Source organism: Parapedobacter soli (assembly GCF_025460835.1).
Lineage (GTDB): Bacteria > Bacteroidota > Bacteroidia > Sphingobacteriales > Sphingobacteriaceae > Parapedobacter > Parapedobacter soli.
Genome location: NZ_JAMXAY010000003.1, coordinates 1 through 23,356 on the forward strand (window position 1 = coordinate 1; position 23,356 = coordinate 23,356).

The 23,356-nt window shown below is 52.1% G+C and carries 15 protein-coding genes; 11 read left to right on the top strand and 4 right to left on the bottom strand.

What is annotated here, in order from left to right; all coding sequences use genetic code 11:
* On the bottom strand, positions 1 to 7,190 hold a 7,190-nt coding region (locus tag NGM62_RS02125; protein WP_262245541.1), incomplete at its 3' end, for a BspA family leucine-rich repeat surface protein.
* 367 nt (positions 7,191 to 7,557) lie between these two features.
* Between NGM62_RS02125 and NGM62_RS02130 the strand changes: the two genes are divergently transcribed.
* Together NGM62_RS02130 and NGM62_RS02135 are read left to right on the top strand one after the other, a co-directional pair.
* A complete protein-coding gene (locus NGM62_RS02130) occupies positions 7,558 to 8,205 on the top strand; it encodes a DUF6266 family protein (RefSeq protein ID WP_262245542.1) in 648 nt (215 codons plus the stop codon).
* Between the two features lie 10 nt (positions 8,206 to 8,215).
* Positions 8,216 to 8,788 carry a DUF6266 family protein gene (locus NGM62_RS02135; protein WP_262245543.1) on the top strand — a complete coding sequence of 191 codons (573 nt, stop codon included), beginning with the start codon at positions 8,216 to 8,218 and terminating at the stop codon, positions 8,786 to 8,788.
* A 3-nt stretch (positions 8,789 to 8,791) separates the two neighbouring features.
* Here the strand turns inward: NGM62_RS02135 and NGM62_RS02140 are convergent, their stop codons facing one another.
* Both NGM62_RS02140 and NGM62_RS02145 read right to left on the bottom strand, forming a co-directional pair.
* Positions 8,792 to 9,412, bottom strand: coding sequence for a response regulator transcription factor (locus tag NGM62_RS02140; protein WP_262245544.1), 621 nt, complete (start codon positions 9,410 to 9,412; stop codon positions 8,792 to 8,794).
* 70 nt (positions 9,413 to 9,482) lie between these two features.
* Entirely contained in the window at positions 9,483 to 12,440 is a 2,958-nt protein-coding gene (locus tag NGM62_RS02145) for a sensor histidine kinase (protein WP_262245545.1), read from the bottom strand.
* Positions 12,441 to 12,582: 142 nt separating this feature from the next.
* Between NGM62_RS02145 and nuoH the strand changes: the two genes are divergently transcribed.
* The 9 genes from nuoH to NGM62_RS02190 all read left to right on the top strand — a co-directional run bounded on the left by nuoH (position 12,583) and on the right by NGM62_RS02190 (position 21,822).
* Positions 12,583 to 13,656 (top strand): NADH-quinone oxidoreductase subunit NuoH, encoded by a 1,074-nt coding sequence (gene nuoH, locus NGM62_RS02150; protein WP_262245546.1) that lies wholly within the window; start codon positions 12,583 to 12,585, stop codon positions 13,654 to 13,656.
* A gap of 231 nt (positions 13,657 to 13,887) precedes the next feature.
* Positions 13,888 to 14,448 (top strand): 4Fe-4S binding protein, encoded by a 561-nt coding sequence (locus NGM62_RS02155; RefSeq protein ID WP_262245547.1) that lies wholly within the window; start codon positions 13,888 to 13,890, stop codon positions 14,446 to 14,448.
* Positions 14,448 to 14,990 carry an NADH-quinone oxidoreductase subunit J family protein gene (locus tag NGM62_RS02160; RefSeq protein ID WP_262245548.1) on the top strand — a complete coding sequence of 181 codons (543 nt, stop codon included), beginning with the start codon at positions 14,448 to 14,450 and terminating at the stop codon, positions 14,988 to 14,990. Before NGM62_RS02155 ends, NGM62_RS02160 begins: the two co-directional genes overlap by 1 nt.
* The gene (gene nuoK / locus NGM62_RS02165) at positions 14,987 to 15,292 is read left to right on the top strand and encodes an NADH-quinone oxidoreductase subunit NuoK (protein ID WP_315975846.1); all 306 of its coding nucleotides are present in this window, start codon (positions 14,987 to 14,989) and stop codon (positions 15,290 to 15,292) included. Before NGM62_RS02160 ends, nuoK begins: the two co-directional genes overlap by 4 nt.
* Positions 15,293 to 15,302: 10 nt before the next feature.
* A complete protein-coding gene (locus NGM62_RS02170) occupies positions 15,303 to 17,351 on the top strand; it encodes an NADH-quinone oxidoreductase subunit 5 family protein (protein ID WP_262245549.1) in 2,049 nt (682 codons plus the stop codon).
* Positions 17,348 to 18,952: a complex I subunit 4 family protein gene (locus NGM62_RS02175; RefSeq protein WP_262245550.1), complete on the top strand. Its 1,605-nt coding sequence runs from the start codon at positions 17,348 to 17,350 to the stop codon at positions 18,950 to 18,952. Before NGM62_RS02170 ends, NGM62_RS02175 begins: the two co-directional genes overlap by 4 nt.
* Positions 18,953 to 18,969: 17 nt before the next feature.
* Positions 18,970 to 20,466, top strand: a complete 1,497-nt coding sequence (locus NGM62_RS02180) for an NADH-quinone oxidoreductase subunit N (RefSeq protein WP_262245551.1) — start codon at positions 18,970 to 18,972, stop codon at positions 20,464 to 20,466.
* 760 nt (positions 20,467 to 21,226) lie between these two features.
* Complete coding sequence (locus tag NGM62_RS02185; protein ID WP_262245552.1) at positions 21,227 to 21,442, top strand: hypothetical protein; 216 nt, start codon at positions 21,227 to 21,229, stop codon at positions 21,440 to 21,442.
* On the top strand, positions 21,439 to 21,822 hold the full coding sequence (locus tag NGM62_RS02190) for a type II toxin-antitoxin system VapC family toxin (protein WP_262245553.1): 384 nt from the start codon (positions 21,439 to 21,441) through the stop codon (positions 21,820 to 21,822). The genes NGM62_RS02185 and NGM62_RS02190 overlap by 4 nt, the downstream gene beginning before the upstream one ends.
* Before the next feature lie 19 nt (positions 21,823 to 21,841).
* On the opposite strand, the gene NGM62_RS02195 is transcribed toward NGM62_RS02190, so the two are convergent.
* Complete coding sequence (locus NGM62_RS02195; protein WP_262245554.1) at positions 21,842 to 22,987, bottom strand: TlpA disulfide reductase family protein; 1,146 nt, start codon at positions 22,985 to 22,987, stop codon at positions 21,842 to 21,844.
* Positions 22,988 to 23,356: the final 369 nt, after the last annotated feature.

Sequence of the window (23,356 nt, forward strand, 5' to 3'; positions counted from 1 at the left end):
TCGCCAGCGAGGGTAAGCCTGTGTTCGGTGCCGTCATAGGTAGACGATGTATTGTTAAATGTAATGCCGCTGATTTCTGCTGGGATGATGGTCAGTGTTGCGGTCAACTCATCATCTCCGTAGTTCTGTCCACCGTCGATGTAGGCGGTTATTTCGTAGGTACCCACATCCGTCGCCCCGTTGCCCGGTTCGCCATCGATCTGGTAGGTCACCGTTACCCCTGCCGGCAGGTCGCCGGTCAGTTCAATCACGTATTCGGTGCCGTCATACACGAATGAGCCGCTGTTGAATTCAACGCACTCATACGCCGCGGGTGTAATCGTCAGCGTACCTTGCTCAAAAATGATTTCGTAGTTATCGCTAAGCGATAAGTTGCCCTGCGTGATGGCGTAATTACCCACGTTTTCGCCGACCTCGCGGTCAAGCCCGCCAGTAAACGCATCATCGCCAATCAATTCGGGCGCAAAGGTATACGTCAGCGCCGGATCATCCGTACCGAATGTTTTGGTTTTGTCGGCTGCAGCAACCGTGATCTCGAGAGGCGTAATCGTCAACATGGCGGTCAGTTCACCGTCTTCATAATTCGCACCACCATCGATTAGCGCCGTAATTTCATACGCACCGGCATCTGTAGCACCGTTGCCCGCCCCGCCGTCGATCTCATAGCTAACCGTCGTCCCTTCCGGCAGCTCACCGATCAGTTCAAGCACATGTTCGGTGCCGTCATACACGAACGAGCCGCTGTTGAATGCGATGCCTTCGTATTCCGCTGGGGTGATCGTCAGCGTACCCGCCTCGAAGGTGAGTTCGTAATTATCGCTTAGCGACAGGTTGCCCTGCGTGATGGCGTAACTACCCACGTCATCCCCGGCCTCGCGGTCGAGCACGCCGGTAAACGCGTCATCACCGACCAGCTCCGGGGCGAAGGTATACGTCAGCGCCGGATCATCCGAGCCGAATGCTTTGGTTTTGTCGGCTGCAGTAACCGTAATCTCGAGAGCTGTGATGGTCAGCGTGGCCGTCAGTTCGGCATCTTCATAATTATTGCCGCCATCGATCAGCGCGGTAATCTCGTACACACCGGCATCGGTAGCACCGTTGCCCGCCTCGCCGTCTATCTCATAGGTAACCGACGTCCCTTCCGGCAACTCGCCCGTCAGTTCAAGCACATGTTCCGTGCCGTCATACACGAACGAGCCGCTGTTGAATGCGATGCCTTCGTATTCCGCTGGGGTAATCGTCAGCGTACCCGCCTCGAAGGTGAGTTCGTAGTTGTCGCTTAGCGACAGATTGCCCTGCATGATGGCGTAACTACCCACGTCATCCCCGGCCTCACGGTCGAGCGCGCCGGTAAACCCATCGTCGCCGACCAACTCCGGGGCGGAGGTATACGTCAGCGCCGGATCATCCGAGCCGAACGCTTTCGACTTATTTTCCGCAGTCACCGTGATTCCCAGAGGTATGATGGTCAGCGTGGCCGCCTCGAAGGTGAGTTCGTAGTTGTCGCTTAGCGACAGATTGCCCTGCATGATGGCGTAACCACCCACGTCATCCCCGGCCTCACGGTCGAGCGCGCCGGTAAACGCGTCGTCACCGACCAGCTCCGGGGCGAAGGTATACGTCAGCGCTGGATCATCCGAGCCGAACGCTTTCGACTTATTTTCCGCAGTCACCGTAATTCCCAGCGGTGTGATGGTCAGCGTGGCCGCCTCGAAGGTGAGTTGGTAGTTGTCGCTTAGCGACAGATTGCCCTGCATGATGGCGTAACTACCCACGTCATCCCCGGCCTCGCGGTCGAGCGCGCCGGTAAACCCATCGTCGCCGACCAACTCCGGGGCGGAGGTATACGTCAGCGCCGGATCATCCGAGCCGAACGCTTTCGACTTATTTTCCGCAGTCACCGTGATTCCCAGAGGTATGATGGTCAGCGTGGCCGCCTCGAAGGTGAGTTCGTAGTTGTCGCTTAGCGACAGATTGCCCTGCATGATGGCGTAACTACCCACGTCATCCCCGGCCTCACGGTCGAGCGCGCCGGTAAACGCGTCGTCACCGACCAGCTCCGGGGCGAAGGTATACGTCAGCGCTGGATCATCCGAGCCGAACGCTTTCGACTTATTTTCCGCAGTCACCGTAATTCCCAGCGGTGTGATGGTCAGCGTGGCCGCCTCGAAGGTGAGTTGGTAGTTGTCGCTTAGCGACAGATTGCCCTGCATGATGGCGTAACTACCCACGTCATCCCCGGCCTCGCGGTCGAGCGCGCCGGTAAACGCGTCGTCACCGACCAGCTCCGGGGCGAAGGTATACGTCAGCGCCGGATCATCGGTGCCGAATGCTTTCGACTTATTTTCCGCAGTCACCGTGATTCCCAGAGGTATGATGGTCAGCGTACCCGCCTCGAAGGTGATTTCGTAATTATCGCTTAGCGACAGGTTGCCCTGCGTAATCGCGTAACTACCCACGTCATCCCCGACCTCGCGGTCGAGCACGCCGGCAAACGCATCGTCGCCGACCAGCTCCGGTACGACGGTATACGTCAGTGCCGGATCATCCGTACCGAACGCTTTCGACTTATCTTCTGCCGTCACGGTAATGACCAGTGGTGTCACCGTAAAGGCATTGTTATCCGCTTCGAAGGTAATCGCGTAATTACCTGCCTGATCACCACCGAACACCAGTTCGATGTCATACGCGCCCACATCTTCACCCGTTTCGCGCGATGCTGCCGACACGATATCCGCCAGCTCGTCATCAAACGCCAATGCATCGCCCGCAGCCAGTTCATACGCATACGTGGTGGGCTCAACCGCGCCGTATACTTTACCCTGGTCAGCTGCAGGAACAACGGTTACCGCTTTCGGTACCACCGTAACGGCTATCACAATTGATGCTGCCTCAAAATTATCCGATTCTTCCTGCTCGATGGTTAACGTGGCCGTTCCCACCTGTTGCGCCGCCACGACGCTTAGGTCCGCGAGATCAAGCACCGGCGTATCATCGCTATCAAATGCATAGGCGGGCTCGCCTTCCGGGTTGGTCGTACTGACCGCCAATTCCCCTGTGTCGCCGTAGGTCAGCGAGAGCCCCTCTTCTACGTCGATGGCGACGCCGTTCCATGAAGCTGCCAAATCCGGTATTCCTTTTGCCACGACGATGGTAACCTCTGCCTGTAGGCTTTCGACGTTGAGGTAGCACTCCGTTTCCGGTATCAACAATGGCACGGTAAACACGTAGGTTCCCGCTACATCGCCATCGTATGTACCCCCCACCGGACTCGCCAGCGTCCAGTTTGCCAAGTCGCCATCCAACGGTATGGAAACTTCCGTATCGTCGCTCAACCTAGCAGTCACGGTAGTAGGTAAGCCTTCTATGTCTCCCATCTCCGTACCATAGGCCACCTGCACGGCATCCGGCATGGTCAATGACTGAACAAACACGTACTCCCCTTGGTACTCGTAGGCCCCCATGTCTATCACACCGCCGCCTACAAAGTCATACACCCGTGGGTTGCCGCCCATATCGAGGTCGTCTGCCAGGTCTCCGCCCGCATCGATATACGCTTGGTTGCTACCCACGCTGATGGCAGGGCTGCACGCGCTTAATTGTAAATAACCGGCATCACCGGGCGTGGTACTCACGAATGCCGGATCGGCGTCGATGTTATTGCCGCCGTCCAGGATGCCCATTGCATTATTCCAGTTCGCACTTCCACCCGAATGAGCGACCAAGCTATTAACGACGGTTACCTCGCCGCCCACTGTGGAAACGGATATGGATGCGGATGGATCAGTCGGGTCACCTTCTACTTCGTTCTCCCATATCACTACATTGTTCAGCAGGGTTGAGGTCCGCTCCACATATATTGCACCGCCATCAAACTGGGGGGTGAAAACCCCGACAATCCAGTTCCCATAAAACGTGGCGTTGGTTACAGACAACGATGTTCCCGTACCACTGCTATGTATACCCCCACCCGGGCCGGAAAATGTTCCGTCTTCAACCAATCCGGCTCCATTGTCTGCGAATATGGCCTGCTTGATGTCAAGAGACCCTCCAAAATTACGTATCCCCCCACCACCGCCGGGTGCCATGTTCCGATAGAACGTCACGTTGGATAACTCCGGAGAGCTGCTTTCTGTTAAGAGGGAAACCGAGTTGTACATCCCGCCACCCCAATCGCCCAAATTATTAGACCATGCCACGTGGGTGAATTGTGGCGACGAGGAGATGACATATGTCCCACCACCAAAAAACCGATAAACGGTGCGTCCCATTACGGACGGGCCCGATGTATTGCCACTAGCGTAGCCACCTGTTACCGTAAATCCGTCCATGAGAGCACTGCCTACATATCCCGATGCAATGGTCACGTGATAGGCATTCTCGGTATGATTATCATAATTATCCGTATGGTCGTTACCGTTGAAATCTCCGCTTAGAATACTGCCTTGTTCCAGATTATTTATACCCGGCAGGATACGTGCATCTTCCAAGGTTTTAATTCCGGCAAGCGGGTCAAACCCACCATATAGTTGCACATTGGGTACTAGCACAAAACTATTGTCCCGGCCGCCGTCGGTGGTATATTGACCGTCGGCAGCGCTATATAAAGGCAAATACGTTCCTTTGGCCACAAAAATCTTCAGCGGATTCGAACCATTCCACTCTGGACTGCCGCCAACATGCCGCTCCCGCGCCCATTTGAGCGCATCGGCCAGTTGGGGGATGGCGTTGTCCCAGCTATCTCCCGCGCCTGTGTAGCCTGTGGCTGCCGTATTTACGTTAATATCAACGTAAAGTATATTGCTTCCGCCCGGCGTAATCGCCGCACCACATTGTTCTGAATCTCCTGTGAAACTCCATTGATGGTCGGCCACCAATTGCTGCCGCGCATCGGCACCAGCGCAATACGTAAGGCCATCTGCCCCAAGGTTTATATCTGATGGTACGTTTTCCTGTGCTGCCCACCCAATGAGCGTGGCGTCATAGTTGGCGGTAGAAATCCCGGAATAGCTTAACATCTCATACATACTGTTCACACGGGACACGTCCCAGCTACTCAGATCCTGATTGAAAACCGCTGCCTCATAAAACAGGCTGCCTGCATCACAGCCATTGGTCAACGCAATACCCGGTTTCCAGCCGGCCAGTGAACCGTTGAAAGCCAGCGCGCCGCGGAACATATTATACATACTTCGCACACGGGACACGTCCCAGCTACTCAGATCTTGATTGAAAACTGCTGCCTCATAAAACAGGTTGCCCGCATCACAGCCATCGGTCAACGCAATTCCCGGCTTCCAACCCTCCAGTGACCCGTTGAAGGCTAGCGCGCCGCGGAACATATTATACATACTGTTCACACGGGACACGTCCCAGCTACTCAGATCCTGATTGAAAACCGCTGCCTCATAAAACAGGCTGCCTGCATCACAGCCATTGGTCAACGCAATACCCGGTTTCCAGCCGGCCAGTGAACCGTTGAAAGCCAGCGCGCCGCGGAACATATTATACATACTTCGCACACGGGACACGTCCCAGCTACTCAGATCTTGATTGAAAACTGCTGCCTCATAAAACAGGTTGCCCGCATCACAGCCATCGGTCAACGCAATTCCCGGCTTCCAACCCTCCAGTGACCCGTTGAAGGCTAGCGCGCCGCGGAACATATTATACATACTGTTCACACGGGACACGTCCCAGCTACTCAGATCCTGATTGAAAACCGCTGCCTCATAAAACAGGCTGCCTGCATCACAGCCATTGGTCAACGCAATACCCGGCTTCCAACCCTCCAGTGACCCGTTGAAGGCTAGCGCGCCGCGGAACATATTATACATACTGTTCACACGGGACACGTCCCAGCTACTCAGATCCTGATTGAAAACCGCTGCCTCATAAAACAGGCTGCCTGCATCACAGCCATTGGTCAACGCAATACCCGGTTTCCAGCCGGCCAGTGAACCGTTGAAAGCCAGCGCGCCGCGGAACATATTATACATACTTCGCACACGGGACACGTCCCAGCTACTCAGATCTTGATTGAAAACTGCTGCCTCATAAAACAGGTTGCCCGCATCACAGCCATCGGTCAACGCAATTCCCGGCTTCCAACCCTCCAGTGACCCGTTGAAGGCTAGCGCGCCGCGGAACATCTCAAACATACTGCTCACATGGGACACGTCCCAACTACTCAGATCCTGGTTGAAAACCGCTGCGTCATAAAATAGGCCGCCTGCATCACAGCCATTGGTCAACGCAATTCCCGGCTTCCAACCCTCCAGTGACCCGTTGAAGGCTAGCGCGCCGCGGAACATCTCAAACATACTGCTCACATGGGACACGTCCCAACTACTCAGATCCTGGTTGAAAACCGCTGCGTCATAAAATAGGCCGCCTGCATCACAGCCATTGGTCAATGCAATTCCCGGCTTCCAGCCCGCCAGTGAGCCATTGAAGGCCTCCGCTCCGCGGAATAGATTATACATGCCGTTTACATGAGACACGTCCCAGCTGCTCAGATCCTGATTGAAAACTACGGTTTCACTGAACATACCGCCCAGATAGCAACCTCCGGCCAATGCGACTCCCGGTTGCCAGCCTGCCAGCGAGCCGTTGAAGGCCTTGGCACCGTAAAACATCTCCAACATCGTGCTCACATGGGACACGTCCCAGCTACTCAGATCCTGATTGAAAGACTCCGTCTCGCGGAACATGGATGACAAACTTTCCACTTCGCTCAGATCAGGTGCCTCCGTGGTGGTTACCTGAAGATTCTTGGCCCCATAAAATGCGCCGGACATATTTTTCCATGCGATGTCTCCCCATTGGTCAACCGTAAGGATCTTGTCTTTGTCTCCGCCGTTATTGAAGTAGATTCGTGGAAAATCACCCGTTATCGCTACCCGATAAATTCCGGGGGATGGGAAGGTAATCGTTAAATCGCCGGTTATCCCTGTTTCGGTGCCGTTGACAGCGGCGTCATCCACCTTCTCCCAGTTAACATCATAATTGTACCCGCTTCCCGCAGTTGGGATGCTGATTTCATTATCACCCGAGATGCCAGGGTTGGTGGTTTGCCAGGTAGTGATGAAGGGTTGTTGCGCCATTACGGCTAAACTTGGCATGACAAACAGCAGGACAGTCCACAACCGGACCATTGGCATGAGTAGATGGGGTAGAAATCTTTCCATAGCGCTACAAATTGACGACAAATCAACCATAAATAACACCCCTCCTTTGGGGGGGGGTATTCCCAAAACGCGTAAAGACACACCTCGTCCAATTTGGCAAATAAAATTTATCTACTACATATACTATTACTATAGTAATCTTAAGTTTAATCGTATTTTTATCGTAAATCCATCGTATTTTTATCGTATTAAATACGATGAAAATAGGTTATATATAGGTTTAATAAAGCATTTTTAGTAATTTATAAATAATTACGGTCTAAATTTTACTAATTATCTTTTGGCCGAAAAGGAAGAAACGTGTATACTTGTGGTGTCAAAACCATATAGGTCTACCCGACATGGCGAAATCTAAAACATCGTAATCATGGGTATCATTAAAAAAGGCATCAACGGGCCGTTCAAGGGCAAAGCGGGCGCCGTGGTGGGAAGTAGCTGGAAAAAAGTCGATTACATCAAGGGGTTGCAGCGGAAGAAAGGCACCAAGCGTAAACCCTCGCCCGAACAGGCGGTCCAGCAACAACGTTTTAAACTGCTGAACGATTTCCTTAGACCCCTTTCCAAGATATTGGAAATCAGCCTCAAGCCGCTGTTAGCGAAAGCCACGGGCGTAAACGCGGCATTTAGCCTGAATTACGATCGTGCTTTTTTGGTGGACGGTGAGCATACGTCGCTCAACTATGGGGCGATGCAGTTCAGCTATGGGTCGCTATACACCGCCGGGGCAGAAAAGGCTTGGCGCGAAAATGGTTTTGTAAAGGTCACCTGGCATACCGAGACCTATGGCATGGGCGGCGAAATGGATGATTTTGCCTATGTATTGGTATATTGTCCCGAAACCGACCAATTTTTTGGAAGTAAGCCGGATGTTACCCGGCAGGATGGCATCGCTGTTATCGATCTACTTGGCGATAAATGTACCACCGGGCTTCATACCTGGATTTTCTTCGTTGACAAACAGCAGAAGCGAGCCTCCCCAACCGTCTACATTCCCCTATCGCCAAGCGAATCTTAAAACCACCGCTATGGATCTCCTTTACGATCGCAACAGCCCCAAAAAAACGGAACAGTCCTATGGCAAACTTGCCGTCCAGCAACGGATGCGCCTCGCCATGGCCTTCCTCAACCCCTTACGTTCCGTCATCGCCGAAAGCTGGCTAAGCCATGGCAAGGGAAGCAAAAAGAAAGCCTTCGGGCAGGCACTGAAAAGCTTGATGCAAGACGCGCTGGAAGGCGACTATCCCGACCAGCACGTCATCCCCGAGCGTGTCTGCATCAGTACGGGCATCCTGCCCGGGCTGTCGGCCGAAGACGTGGTGCGCAGCGAGCAGACGCTGGAAGTGTATTTTTCAAGCAGGGAGACCCCGCTTGCGCGGGCCAACGATGAAGTGGTATTGGTGGTTTACAGTCCGCAACGAGGTATAGCCGCACGCAACACCCACGTATGCTACCGCAACGAAGGGTACATCAAGGTCAACCTGCCGCCCCAGCTTTGGGCAGCTCCTTTCCACGTCTACCTATTTATACACAGCGCGAGTAAAAAACAATACAGCAAGAGCGTGCACGTCGGGCAGCTGGGGCCGTGGCAGGAACCGTAACTTTTATTTGTATTTCCGACTGATCAGCGCATGGCGGCTATTTACCTGCAGCTTCTCGTAGATGTTCTTGATGTGGAATTTGACGGTCTCCAGCGAAATGTCAAAGCGGATGGCCACTTCCTTGTTGGTGAGCCCTTCTTCAATTGCTTCAACCACCTGCGCCTCGCGTGGGGTCAGCTTTTCCTGCAGGTCTTCGGTATGTTTCGGATTGAAATATTCCACTACCTTCCGCGCAATCCCCGGCGACATTGGCGCACCGCCTTCGTGCAACGATAATACCGCTTCTTTGATTTTTTGCAACGGCGTTTGCTTCAGCAGGTACCCCGACGCACCATTGCATAACGCCTGGAACACCCGGTTGGCATCGTCATAGACCGTCAGCATGATGACCTCACACTTCGGTGCACGCTTCTTGATACGCTTCACCCCCTGGATGCCCGACTCGCCGGGGAGGCCGATATCGGACAGGACAATATCTAGCACGACACCTTCCTTCCACTGATCGAAAAACGATTCGACCGAATGGGCAGCAAGCTGAACGGAAAAGCCGGGTTGCTCCTTGAAAAAATCCACCAGCATCCGTCGGATTTGCTCATCGTCTTCAATTATGGCTAGGCGTATCATATGGTAAAGGTACGTATTGTATCTATAAAACCATCCCCCCTTTTTGGGGAGGGCAGCAAATCGCAGACTGTTAAGGGATGATCAACGTGAGTCGGAATACGCCACCTTCTGCCGTATGCGACAACTCACCGCCTACCCGGTCTGCCCGTTGCAGCATACTCTCCAGCCCCCGCCCACCTTGATGGTTGGACATGGGGCCATTCCCGTCCGCATACCGGTTCTGCATGGTGAGCCGGATCTCGCGATCGAACTCCAGCACGATGGTAATTTCCGACCCATCACCATATTTAATGGCATTGGTAATGGCTTCCTTGAAGATGAGGAACAGGTTCTGCCGCACGAGCTGCGTAACGGCCCGTGTGGACTGGTCGCCCCGCACGTCAAATCGGTAACTGATCTCCAACTCTTCACGGAGTTTGAAGAGGTAATCCTTCATACGGATCACCAGATCCTTTACCGTATCGAAGCGCGAGTCGATAGACCACACCATGTCGCTCATGGTGAGCAATGCTTGTTTACTGGTATCGGCAATCTGCCGCAGCTGCTTGTCGTCGGGCAAGTCCCGGTGTTTGACCGATAGCATATCCGCCTGGAAGTAGATGCGAGTCAAGGAACTCCCCACTTCATCATGCAAATCGCTGGCAATCTTGATGCGCATTTTCTTCTCCTTTCGCAGGACATTCTCGCGGTACCTGAAAAAACCACCGATAGCACCGGCTACCGCCAACAACACCACCACGTTAAACCACCACGTTTCATAAAAGTGCGGCAACTTCGTTATGGTAAACGTTCTTTTACTACCTGTTAATGCGGTACTGAGGGTTTCCAGCTCGAAACGGTACTCGTCGGGGGAAGGTTCAATGAGGGAGATGAATTGCCCTAACTCCAACGGCTCCCAATTACCACCGTTGAGTGCATACCGGATTTCACAATCGACACGGTGATTGCCCGGTGTACCCACATAAAGGCCGGTTAAGCTTTGCCCTGCTAGCAGTTCCAGTGTGTGCTCGCCCCTATAGGGCCATGTGTAATCGGCCGATTTTGCACCTGATGCGCCCGTGGCCGTATGTATTTCGGTAATGTAGCTCTCCAGTTGATTCTGGCGCTCAAACCACGGTTGGGTCATATCCAGCACCGTGTAGCCCATTAAGCCACCAACGTACATCCGCTGCCTTGATGCATCCCAAAAAGACGCACCCGAATTGAACTCCGATTGGCTCAGCCCCTCCGCCGCACCGATACGCCGAACCCGCCGGCCATTGACCAGGTTCAAGCCATCGGCCGTGCCGGCCACGAACATACCATTGGCATGTTCCAAACTATAGACGAGGTTGTTGCTGAGCCCTTCCTTTCTGGTCAACACATCCACGATATACCCGGCCGTATCAAGTGCTACCAATCCCTCCCCTTGCGTGGCCAGCCAAATGGTGTCGCCTACCACAATCGACTTAAATACCCCTACATTACCGGATTGTGGGTATCGCTTGGTTAACTTCCCATTTCTCACCACATAAAGGCCCAGGTGCGTACTTAGCAACAAACTACTGTCGGGCAACACCCGGATATGCCGGATCTGAAAGTCCAACGCATGGGGGTCGCCCGATGCCAACAGGTATTTATCCAACTGGTAAGTCTTCTTGTCCAGAAGCCATAGGCCGCTCATACTACCGATAAGGTAGTTGTCCGGTGTTTCGGCAAGGCTCATCACGTATGCCGGCAAATTATAAATATATTGATTGCTCGCCGTTTCCGAAAGGGTGCATTGCAGGTCTGAAATCTGCCCGAGCTGCCGATTAAAAACCTTCAGCATCCCACCTTCTGTACCGATCAAAAGCTCGTCGGCATTCATCGGTAGCATCGTATAGGCGTGCTTCAGATTTTGAAAAACACGTGTTACCCCATCGGGCCCGATGAAGCCGGCACCATTATAAGTACCATAAAACAGCGCACCATCGGGATAAACATAGATTCCGCGTGTGCTCTTATTGACACCGGGATTCGTGGGAATGAGCTGTGATAGTCCGTTTGTCTTCGGGTACACCACAAAAATCCCTTCGTCGGTACCCAGCAATGCTTCGTTTCCGAAGATGGTAATGTTTGTGGTATTGAACCGATGTGTCGAGGGGATGGTCAACCGCTGTTTCAAACCGAGGTCAGCATCAAGTAGGCAGGCCGATTCGTCGTCGGCGTAGATAAGCATCCCATTGTCTGCGGCCATCACATACGACCTATCGTTCGATAGCACAAAATGCCCGGGTTGGAATGGCGACAACACCCCATCGGCATCAAACCGATAGATACCGTCGTCGTGGACATCCAGCAGTAACCCCTCACCCTGCGCAATCACGTTACTCACCATTTTGTTTATTCCAGGCAACATATGGTATTGTACATCAGCTGGGTTATCGGCGTCTATCGATAAAATTCCGCCCGCCGTGGTACCTACCCAGTATTTCCCCTTCCAGAATGCGGAGCTGCGCGGCGATTCTTTATTGTTGGCCTCGTTGCCCCGGTCATACAAGTCGTCTATACGTGTAAACCGGTTGTCTTCAATCAGCAGGAGGTGTCCGTTTTCATAAGCTACCATCATCGCCGTGTCGGTCAGCTGCCTGATCCAGACCACTGAGCGGTCGCGGATTGGTGGCATCAGGGCGGAGTCCACCGGATGCACCGTCCACGTTTTAAGATCCAAGTAGCTCAGATTGGCATTGCCCGCCATCCAGAGGCGGTTCTGCCGGTCAATCAGCATGCGCTGGGGCATATCATCGGTGAGCTGTTGATCGGCGATGGTTTCCAGGATATCCAATGACCGGTAACCGTCATAACGGTAAATTTCACCATTCGTCAAAAACCAGATAAACCCGAGGCTGTCTATGGTAATATCTTTGACCAATACTTCTTCACGATTGGGAAACAGCTTCAATTTGGCAATTATATATTCCTGTGCGGCAACCTGGTTAATGGTGCTAACGGTCAATATGATGGATAGTAACGTCTTTAGGATATCTAGCACAATATGTCCATTCATTGGGTAAAACGACGATAAAAATAGAAAAAATTCGGAAGCAAACACCGCTCAATATAATTCTGTAAGAATAATCTACCAACTCACTATATATTATCCATTCAAATCCTTATGTTTGCACGATATTTTTAGCAGGTAGCGAAACGTGGCTTTTTACCTTACATACCTTCTTATCGGGGCCATATTATTCGGGTTCATCGCCGGCTTCACACTGTTTGCCGTATATAGCGAACGCAAAATAGCTGGCTTCGTACAGGATCGGCTCGGCCCTATGGAAACGGGCCGATACGGTAGCCTGCAAACGCTTGCCGACATCCTCAAACTCATCCAAAAGGAATACATCACACCTGCTGCAGCCGACAAGGTGCTTTTTGCCGCTGCGCCGGTCATCATCTTCATTGCAATATTCCTCGGCTTCGCCGTGATGCCCTGGGCTCCCGGATTGGCGCCCTCCGGCCTCTATCTCGGACTCTTCTTCGTGATAGCCATCATATCTGTCGACGCCATCGGCTTGCTAATGGCCGGCTGGGGGTCTAACAATAAGTTTTCGCTGCTCGGCTCCATGCGGGCCGTGGCACAGATTGTATCGTACGAAATTCCTTCGGGCCTGGCCCTGATTGCTGCGGTGATGGTTGCGCAGACACTCGACCTCCGCGAAATCGTAGTCAACCAAGGTATACAAACCGCCGAGCACTTGTTGTTGGCAGGTATATGGGATGTAACAGATATCGGCGGACTGTTTGCCTGGAATGTGTTCCAAGCCCCCCATCTGCTATTGGCGTACGTGATTTTTTTTATCGCTTCCCTTGCCGAGTGCAACCGCGCGCCGTTTGATATTCCCGAGGCCGAGTCGGAACTGGTGGGTGGGTTCCATACCGAATATGGCGGACTCCGCTTCGCATTCATTTTCCTCGCTGAATATGCAATGATGTTTCTGGTGGCCATGATCGGCGTGGTGGTCTTCCTCGGCGGATGGAATACGCCGCTGCCGAATATCGGGGCAGTAAGGCTGGCGGATTGGACCACCGGACTGGTATGGGGTATTTTTTGGACACTTTCTAAGACACTGCTCATCGTGGGTGTCCAGATGTGGATCCGTTGGACATTGCCCCGGCTACGGGCCGACCAGCTGATGTCACTCTGCTGGAAAGTGCTTACGCCGTTGGCGTTCCTGTGCATGGCCATTTCGGGGATATGGCGGGTATGGGTGATGGTGTGATGGTGAGATGTGAGATGTGTGATGTGTGATGTGTGATGTGTGATGTGTGATGTGTGATGTGAGATGTGTGATGTGAGATGTGAGACAATAGACATTAGACATTAGATTTGAGACGATAGACATTAGACATTAGATTTGAGACGATAGACATTAGACATTAGACAAGAAATACTAAGTACCAGGCACTTAATACTAAGTACTTAGTACTAAATACTGAATAAGTACTGAGAAATGTTCAAAACAACCTTACATGCATTCATTACCGCTGCCAAGGGATTGGCGGTTACCCTGGCGCACTTTTTCGGTGCGCGGCGGTCGCGCGGTATGCGGGATGTACGTAAGGAGAATTATTTCGACCAGCAAGAAGGCGTAACGACGGTGCAGTTCCCGAAAGAAAAAATGCCCATCCCCGAGGTGGCCCGCTACCAGCTGGATGTCGAAATCGACGACTGTATCGTTTGCGACCTATGTGCCAAGGCCTGCCCTGTGGATTGCATCACCATCGAAGCCGTGAAGGCGACCGACGTGATCGGAAAAACATCCGACGGCAGCGTCAAACGCTTATATGCGGCGCAGTTTGACATCGATATGGCCAAGTGCATGTACTGTGGCCTATGCACCGTGGTTTGCCCCACAGAATGCATCACCATGACCGACCAATACGACCGCAGCATGACCAATCTGGCGGAACTGACGTATGCTTTTGCTAATATGACGCCCGAGGAGGTGGAAGAGAAAAAACGCGAATGGACAAAATTCCAAGCTGAAAAGGAGGCGGCAAAGAAAAAATAATGCAAGCACTGGTGTTTTATGCTTTTTCTGCTATCGCTATCGGTTCGGCCGTTGTGCTGGTCAGCATGCAGAATATGGCCCGGGCATTATTCCTTTTCTTCATTGTCCTTTTTTCCGTCGCCGGCCTGTACGTCTTTGCCTTGGCCGATTTCGTGGCCATCACGCAAATACTCATTTACGTGGGCGGCGTACTGGTGCTGATGCTCTTTGCGTTTATGCTTTCCAATAAGACATTGCTCGATCAGCTGCAACGTGGGACATCCCACTTCTTCGCACTACCGGTATGGCAGGCCCTGTTGATTTCCGCATGTTTCTTGGCCATCCTCGTGTACGCCTCGTTACAACTGGGCACATTCCAGCCTGCTTGGATGGTTGCCGCAGAAGCCGCAGGCACGACCATAGGGCCGGCCGATAGCACCGTGAACCACATCGGCATCCATTTGATGACACGGTACCTGTTGCCGTTTGAAGTGGTCTCCATACTGCTTATGATGGCGCTGGTCGGTGCTGCACACCTTACCCGGAAGGAGGCCAATCCATGATTACGCTTACCCACTTCCTTATCGTTGGCGCCTGCCTGTTTTCCATAGGTCTATACGCGGTAATGGCCCGCCGCAATGCCATTATGGTGCTGGTGGGCATCGAACTGATGATAAACGCAGCTGTCCTTAACCTCGTTGCCTTCGGGCGTTATGACAGCGAACATTATGGTGGCCAAGCTTTTGCACTATTCGCTATTGTATTGGCGGCAGCGAGCGTAGCGGTTGCGCTGGCCATCATTCTCAACGTGTACAGACATTACAAGACCATCAACCCCGAAGATATCAACCACTTAAAGGACTAACAAATCGACGTTGACGCCCGATACACCAACATACCCGATCCTGGCTGCCTTTGCAACGGTATTGTTTCCGTTCATCGGCTTCCTGCTATCGGCATTGGCTGGTAAAAAAGCCAAAAGTGGTTTCTTGGCTATCATTACAATCGCATTGAGCGTAATCACCGCCGGATATACCTTTGCCATGGTGTGGGGAGAAGCGCCTATACATGCCCAATGGCACTGGTTCACTATCGGCAACGAGGCTTTTCATTTGGGGATTTTCCTTGACAATATTGCGGTACTGATGTTGCTGGTGGTTGCAACAGTAGCCCTCCCCGTACATATCTACTCCGTGGCTTACATGAAAGGCGATCCGGGCATCCACCGCTACTGGACATACCTCAGCCTTTTCTGCGCCGCCATGCTGGGACTGGTTATTGCAGACAACCTCCTACTCACTTATATCTGCTGGGAAATCGTGGGTTTCGCATCTTACCTGCTTATCGGCTTCTGGTTTACCAAAGATGCCGCCGCCCAAGCCAACAAACGTGCATTTATCATCAACCGTATCGGCGATATCGGCTTCCTTATCGGCTTTGCACTGCTATATAGCGGTTTCGGCACACTCGATATCAACGCCCTTTTCGGTATGGAAGGACTTTTCGTAGTGCCCGCGGCTACGGATGCACCGGCTTCCGCCGCGCAGGGTGGGTTACCGGCCGGTTGGATTACGGTGGCAGGATTGGCCTTTTTCCTCGGTGCGATGGCCAAATCCGCACAATTTCCATTACATGTATGGCTGCCTGCGGCGATGGAAGGCCCTACTTCCGTATCATCGCTTATCCACGCCGCCACGATGGTTGCCGCGGGCGTGTTTCTGCTTGCCCGTATCTTCCCCTTGTTTGACGGGACCGTGTTGCTCATTATCGCTGCTACGGGAACCATTACCGCCCTCGTCGCTGCCTATTTCGCCCTCACCCAGTTCGATATCAAGAAAATATTGGCGTTCTCCACGGTCTCGCAGCTGGGTTTCATGGTGGCCGCCATCGGCATCGGCATGTATCCCATCGCCTTATTCCACTTGGTGACACATGCATTTTTCAAGTGCCTGCTGTTCCTCTGCGCCGGGGCCATCATCCATGAGATGCAGCACCTCAGCGACAGGCATCAACTGGGCATCGACCCCCAGGATATCCGTCAGATGGGCCGGCTGCGCCGGTATATGCCCGTTACGTTTGCCACGATGCTCATTGCGTCGCTCGCACTCGTTGGTTTTCCGCTTACATCGGGCTACCTTTCCAAAGACGCACTATTGATACACGCTTTCGAATGGGCGGCGTGGCAGCAGGGGGTTGCCCATATCATACCCTATGTACTGACTTTTGTAAGTATCCTTACCAGCTTCTACATCTTCCGGCTTTTAGCCAAGGTATTCTTTGGTCCTACCGTCACGGCGCCGTTGGCCAACGGCCAAGCAGGAATCCACGATCCCTCCTTTTGGATGCTTGGGCCCATGTTGTTTCTGGCAGCCTGTTCATTTTTCCCCCTATTCACACTACAGCCGTTGCACTATGCGCACGCATGGCTGTTGGAGGGAATCGGAGTTTCAACGCCGTGGGCACCCATTCCGTTGCTGCACGTCGCCGTGCCCGCCGTAACCACCGCAGCCACCTTGGCCATAGCAGCGTTGGCATGGCACTGGTATGTAAAGGGGAAGTATGCGTTGAAGACCGATGGCCTCCTCTATCGTTTCTCGCTGCATCAGGGGTATTTGGACAGCTTCTATGACCGCGTGGTGGTGGGCGCCGTATTGGGCCTGGCAAACATACTGCGTTGGTTAGACAAACACCTGGTAGACGGCATAGTCCACGGATTGGCCGCCATCGGGCGCGGCTTGGCTTCCATTGCAGGCTGGATAGACCGGCAGGTAGTTGATGGCTTGGTACGGTTGGTCGGCAAACTCGCCTGGGGGCTGGGCAGCATGTTGCGGCATACACAGGCAGGCCGGTTACAAGGTTATCTCTCCAGCCTATTTTTAATTATTTTGGTGATTTTGCTATACCATTTTATTGTGCAAGCATGAACCCACATCTATTAACCATACTTATTTTCTTACCGCTTCTCGCCGCGGCAGTGATGCTTACCGTCCCCGCCCGCCGGCAAAGTGCCTATCGATACATTGCACTCGTCACCGGTTTATTCCAGTTGGTGCTAAGCGGCGGGATGTATTACCTCTTCCACCCCAAGGGTGCCGGGATCTCGCAAGAGCGGCTTTACCAGTTCGTCGACCATATCCCCTGGATACGGCTCGATATGGGTGGCTTGGGCCGATTGGAAATCGATTACTTCGTTGGTGTGGATGGCCTTTCCATGCCGTTGCTTTTCCTTTCCGCACTGGTGATGGTCATCGCCATCGGCGCTTCGTGGAATGTGCAGAAAAGCGCAAAGGGCTATTTCGTCCTGCTGATGACCCTCGACATGGCGGTAATGGGCGTATTCTCGGCGCTCGACTTCTTCCTGTTTTATGTCTTCTACGAATTGATGCTGCTGCCGCTGTATTTCCTTATCGGTATATGGGGCGGCGTCCGGCGTGAATATGCGGCCATCAAGTTCTTTCTTTACACGCTATTCGGCTCGGTATTCATGCTGCTGGTTATCGTGGGCCTTTATTTTTCGGTAACCAACCCCGACACGGGCGCACATACCTTTAATATGCTGTATATGATGGACCCGGCCAACTACGTTTCGGGGTCGTTCTTCTCGGCATTGGCCAACCAGGAGCTCTTCAGCATACCGGCGCGCCTGCTCGGCTTCATTGTGCTGTTCATCGCATTCGCTATCAAGGTGCCCATTGTACCCCTGCATACGTGGCTCCCGGATGCACACGTGGAGGCCCCCACACCTATTTCGATTATACTGGCGGGCATCCTACTCAAGGTGGGTGGGTACGGTATCCTCCGGATATGCTTCAGCATCTTCCCCGATGCGGCGGTACAGTCGGCGTGGTGGCTCGGATTAATCGGCGTGGTATCCATTATCTATGGGGCGCTTGTGGCGTTGACACAACACGATTTGAAGCGTATGATTGCTTATTCATCCGTGTCACACATGGGGTTTGTGATACTAGGCATGGCTTCGCTCACCACGGAAGGAACCGCTGGAGCCATGTTCCAGATGATCAGCCACGGGTTCTTATCGGCCGCCCTGTTTTTCCTTGTGGGCATGCTTTACGACCGCGTGCACGATCGGGGAATCTACCATTTCCGCGGACTGGCAACGCTCATGCCGCGGTACACGGTATTTGTGGCGCTTGCTTTTTTTGCGTCGCTGGGACTGCCCGGGTTTTCGGCATTTATCGGTGAAGTGTTCGTAATCATCGGCACATTCAATGCCGAAAGTGTAAACGGCCTGCTTCCCCGCTGGATGGCCATTGCCGGATCGGTGGGTATCCTGCTCAGCGCCGCGTACTTCCTCTGGACATTGCAGCGGATGTTTTTCGGGCAACCCTATCTCAAAGGGGGTGGCGCATGGTCTAAGGCGTTGACCGATGCATCACCACGGGAAACGGCGATTATGGTGCCGATGCTGGTGCTTGCATTGGTGCTTGGCGTGTATCCCGCCCTTGCATTCGATAAGATTAACGCATCGGTGCTGGCACTGGTAGAATTGGTGGTGGGTAATTGAAAGTTGATAAGTGAAAATTGATAGTTAACGTGATCGATCTGCTGCCTGACATATCAGAAAGACTGGACCACATTATCCACAGCCTACCCGCCTTGGCACCCGAGCTGGTGTTGATTGCAACGTTCGTTGCGAGTATCCTTAGCGGGTTGTTTGCCGACCGGTTGTGGTGGCACGGCACGTTTGCTGTGACTGTCATCGGCATCCTGCTTTCCGCCGTGTGTAGCAGCTTTCAGGTAGGCAATCCCGATGCCGACGGGGTGTTATTTGGCATGGTCTCCACCGATGCGTTCGGGCAATACATGCGGATCCTGGTTGCCGTCGTCTGCCTGCTGTTTGCACTCTTCGTACATGCCAGCCCCGATTTCCGCGCACACCGTAAAAAGACGGCGGATCTTTACACCATCTTGTTGGCCGTTCATATCGGCCTCAACCTGATGGCGCTCGCTACCAATTGGCTGATGACATTCATCGCCATTGAGATGGTATCCCTTGGCTCTTATCTCATGGTGGGTTACCTGGCAGCGGCACCACGGCAAACCGAAGCGGCAATGAAATACGTGTTGTTCGGGGCGGTATGTTCGGCAGTAATGCTGTATGGCATGTCTTTGCTCTACGGCTTCACGGGCACCCTGGATTACACGTCGCCGCAGCACATCCAAGGACTCAACGGCACTCCTTCGGCGTTGGTTACCCTTGCTCTCCTGTTTGTTTTTACCGGCATAGGTTTTAAGCTTACGTTCGTACCGTTCCATTTCTGGACGCCCGATGTGTACCAAGGGGCACCCACGCCAGTCACAGCCTTTCTTTCCACCGCACCCAAAATCGCAGGCATTGCCCTGCTGGCCAATATCCTGTATGCGTGGCCTGCCGATAGTTTTGCCTATCAAAACCTCCAACTGATGCTGGCGGGTGCAGCTATCGTGACGATGCTATGGGGGAATTTGGCAGCGCTCCGGCAGACCGACGTGAAACGGATGATGGCCTACTCATCCATCGGCCATACGGGTTTCCTGATGATGGCGGTATTGGCGTACTCGTCGCAAGATTATACCGCCCTGCTATACTATTTGGCGGTTTACTCCCTGATGAACATGGGAGTATTCATGCTTACCGGTTATATCGAGTCGCGTACCGGGGCGGTGGACTTAGCCCGGTACGACGGACTGGGTAAAATCATGCCGCTTGCACTGGTATGCTTTACCCTCATCATGATATCGCTTACAGGTATCCCTCCCACGTCGGGTTTCGTGGCAAAGCTGTTGGTGTTTACGGCCGTATTCCATAGCTGGCAGGCCACCGGTGATATCAGCATGGTTCTGCTGCTGATTGTCGGTGCACTCACCACGGTCATTTCGCTGTTCTATTACTTCAAGATTCCGTTGCACGCATTCCTGAAAACAGCGGACAGCCAACCGGAAATGAAACCCATGCGGTATTCCATTTTATGGTTGGCGGTGGTACTTACGGTTGCCGTATGGGTACTGGGGGTATTTCCGGATTGGTTGGTGGGTTAACGGGATTAGCAAATTCTTATATTCTCGGCCTACTTCTTGGATTCCTTTTGTTATGGAAACAAGAAAGTACGCGCACGACCAGCCTCTTTTCATTAATAACAAAATAAAGCGAATAAGGGAATTTTGTGAGTTTTAAGGCGCGCACCGTTTTATACCGTATTCTTGTTCTTGTTAACGGATCAGATTCAAGGGATTTGTAAGCTACATCTAATGCCGAAATAAACTGGTAAGGCGCATACAAGTCGGCGCAACTTGCTTTGGCCTCCTAGATTTAACATCACCAAGGAAGATTTTTTAGGATAACCACAACTACCGCGGCTAGCAGCAAGAGCAACAGGCTGACCAATTGCGCTTCCTGACCATCACTGCTTCCGCTCGCCAGCTAACCACGACCAGCGCGGCAGTACCTTGCGGTTTGCCAACCGACCGGAATCTATATACTTCGAAGTGTTTAGCAATTAGAACGTTAAATAGCTTGTTACCAAAATGGTAACAATTTTTATATCTTCGCCTTTATACCGACTTAAAATCGTTTTTAATATTTTTAACATGATGGCCGCCATTAGACAAATAATTTTGAGTGATTAGACCGAATTTTGTATTTTTGGACTAATGGTTGATTTGACTGACTTTTTTTTCGGTTGCACCACTTTTCCGGCTTCGAATTTGTTATCCAGTCGTTAATCTTTATTTTTGTAAATAGTAACAACGTACAGCTACTATGCAAGAGGTAACATTGAAATTCAAAAATAACAAGGCAATGGAAGCGCTGTTGGACTTTGCAAAGAAGTTTGATGTGGTAGTAGAAAAGAAGGTACCCATTCAAAAAACAAAAGGCACGCCGAAACCCAACCAAGACCAGTTGCCTATTACATTTGCAAAACACGCCGATGTTACCGCGTTGGCTGGCATTTGGAAAGACAGGGAAATTTCACTTGAGGAATTGAGAAAAGGCGCCTGGGCTGACCGCATATGAGTTACGTCATTTGCGACACCAATATTTTCATCTCACTTTTTCGGGGAGTTAACACGACAATTGCTGAACTGCAAGCTATTGGTAGTGAAAACACGTTAATTCCTTCAATTTCGGTTATGGAACTCTATCGTGGTATGCGAAACAAAAGTGAAGTCAACCAGATGAAGAAAAAACTGAATAGCTATAACATAATTCACTATAATGAAGATGTGTCCGAATTGGCTATTAAACTGGTGCTCGACTATCGGCTATCACATGACCTCACGATACCCGATGCTATAATTGCTGCAATGAGTGTCGTTTATCAGATCCCTTTGTTTACTTATAATGTCAAGGATTTCAAGTTTATTCCGCATATAACATTGCATCCCAGCAGGTAGCACACTCATTTTCCGGCTCCTATGGCTGTATGGCCACGATTTTTTCCAATATATCCTTCACCTCGTCGGCCGTGGGATTTACGGCAAGGATGGCTCCCGCTGCATCGATCAGCACCATAGCGCCGCCCTCGTTGGTGATGCCGTATTTGGTCCATACGCCATACTTGCTTTCCAGATCGATGAGATTGGCGGACCAAGGCGGCTTTTCCCGCTCCAATAAAGCAACGAGCGCATCCGTATTTCGGATTTCACGGGCAATGTTCACAATATCGAATCCCTTTTCGTTGAAAGCCTCATACACAGGCACCATCGTGCGGGTCTTTTTAATGCAGGGGCCGCACCACGATGCCCAAAAGTTAAGCAGCGTAGCTTTTGCAGCGAGAAGGGAGTCGGCCAGTACCCGGTTACCTTCCAGATCATCCGCGTGGAAGCTCACATACTGCTTGCCTTCCTGCAATTGGTATCTCCCATTCAGGTACGCGCCTATCATTTCCGTATACGGATTGTCGGGGAAACGTGCCGCAAAAGCCGGATAGTGTTTTTCCGCCAAACGGTACGTCGCCTCATCGTTCGTTGCAATCAGCAATTCCTTAATGAGCTGATAAGAAACTAGGGTCGGGTGCTCGGTGATATACGCGTCGTGCAGATCTAAATATGCCATTCCCAGCAGTGAATCTTTGGCCAGATGATGGAGACTGTCGATTTCCGCTTCCCGTGTCGCCAGTTGTTCCTTGATGCTTGATCTAAACTTATGGTATTCATTGGTCAACGGGCTTCCCGAGACGGTATTGGCCGCATAGCCTTCGCCCGGATGGAGCGTAACATATACGTTCTCACCCGAAAAGACGACAAACGGCCGTAGGAGTCCGGCATTGAAGTTCTCTTCAGGAATCAACATGTAGGCTTCGGGGTGACCTGCCGGAAGCGTAAACTGGAATTTGCCATCTATAACGGGAACCAGGATTTGGCGTGCGTAAGGATGTTCATGCGCCTTTGCAAAGACGATGTGCTTGCTTTTGCCACCGACCAGTTCGCCTGAAATCATCCAGCTGCGCTGTATGGCTCCCAATACTATGGGTTTCGCGGTGGTTTCTTGGCCTGCAGCTATATTACTCCCTGTGGTTACGCAGATGGTCAATACGGTAATTTGGATCAGTCTATACATGGCGTAAGCTATTAATTGGTGAATATCAGTTCTAAACGATTACTTATGGGGTACTACGAAGGTAGCTAACGGAGAAAATAAGCGGTAGCCTTTTAACATTTTTAACATAGTAGCCGATATAAAAAAGTTTATTCGCAGCAATCTGCTTTCATCGGTGCTCATGATCGCTTCGCAGTTATCGATCTCATTATCCTCGCATCCATCCGCAGGGCATGGGGCGCTGCCGCATCACAACTTCAGGTTACTGCATTCAACCTAACCAAATACCTATTCTGGGGTATTGTAGGGATCGGACACGCCGATTAGTTTTGTGTGTATCCTTACTGGTTATCTGGTAGATAGTATGTGATATCGTTTAAATACACCATT

Excerpts from the sequence above, each read along its gene's own strand:
- NGM62_RS02195 (WP_262245554.1), bottom strand. The coding sequence starts at position 22,987 with ATGTATAGACTGATCCAAATTACCGTATTGACCATCTGCGTAACCACA.
- nuoK (WP_315975846.1), top strand. The coding sequence starts at position 14,987 with ATGATTACGCTTACCCACTTCCTTATCGTTGGCGCCTGCCTGTTTTCC.
- NGM62_RS02160 (WP_262245548.1), top strand. The coding sequence starts at position 14,448 with ATGCAAGCACTGGTGTTTTATGCTTTTTCTGCTATCGCTATCGGTTCG.
- NGM62_RS02145 (WP_262245545.1), bottom strand. The coding sequence starts at position 12,440 with ATGAATGGACATATTGTGCTAGATATCCTAAAGACGTTACTATCCATC.
- NGM62_RS02140 (WP_262245544.1), bottom strand. The coding sequence starts at position 9,412 with ATGATACGCCTAGCCATAATTGAAGACGATGAGCAAATCCGACGGATG.
- NGM62_RS02130 (WP_262245542.1), top strand. The coding sequence starts at position 7,558 with ATGGGTATCATTAAAAAAGGCATCAACGGGCCGTTCAAGGGCAAAGCG.
- NGM62_RS02175 (WP_262245550.1), top strand. The coding sequence starts at position 17,348 with ATGAACCCACATCTATTAACCATACTTATTTTCTTACCGCTTCTCGCC.
- NGM62_RS02135 (WP_262245543.1), top strand. The coding sequence starts at position 8,216 with ATGGATCTCCTTTACGATCGCAACAGCCCCAAAAAAACGGAACAGTCC.
- NGM62_RS02185 (WP_262245552.1), top strand. The coding sequence starts at position 21,227 with ATGGAAGCGCTGTTGGACTTTGCAAAGAAGTTTGATGTGGTAGTAGAA.
- NGM62_RS02190 (WP_262245553.1), top strand. The coding sequence starts at position 21,439 with ATGAGTTACGTCATTTGCGACACCAATATTTTCATCTCACTTTTTCGG.
- NGM62_RS02155 (WP_262245547.1), top strand. The coding sequence starts at position 13,888 with ATGTTCAAAACAACCTTACATGCATTCATTACCGCTGCCAAGGGATTG.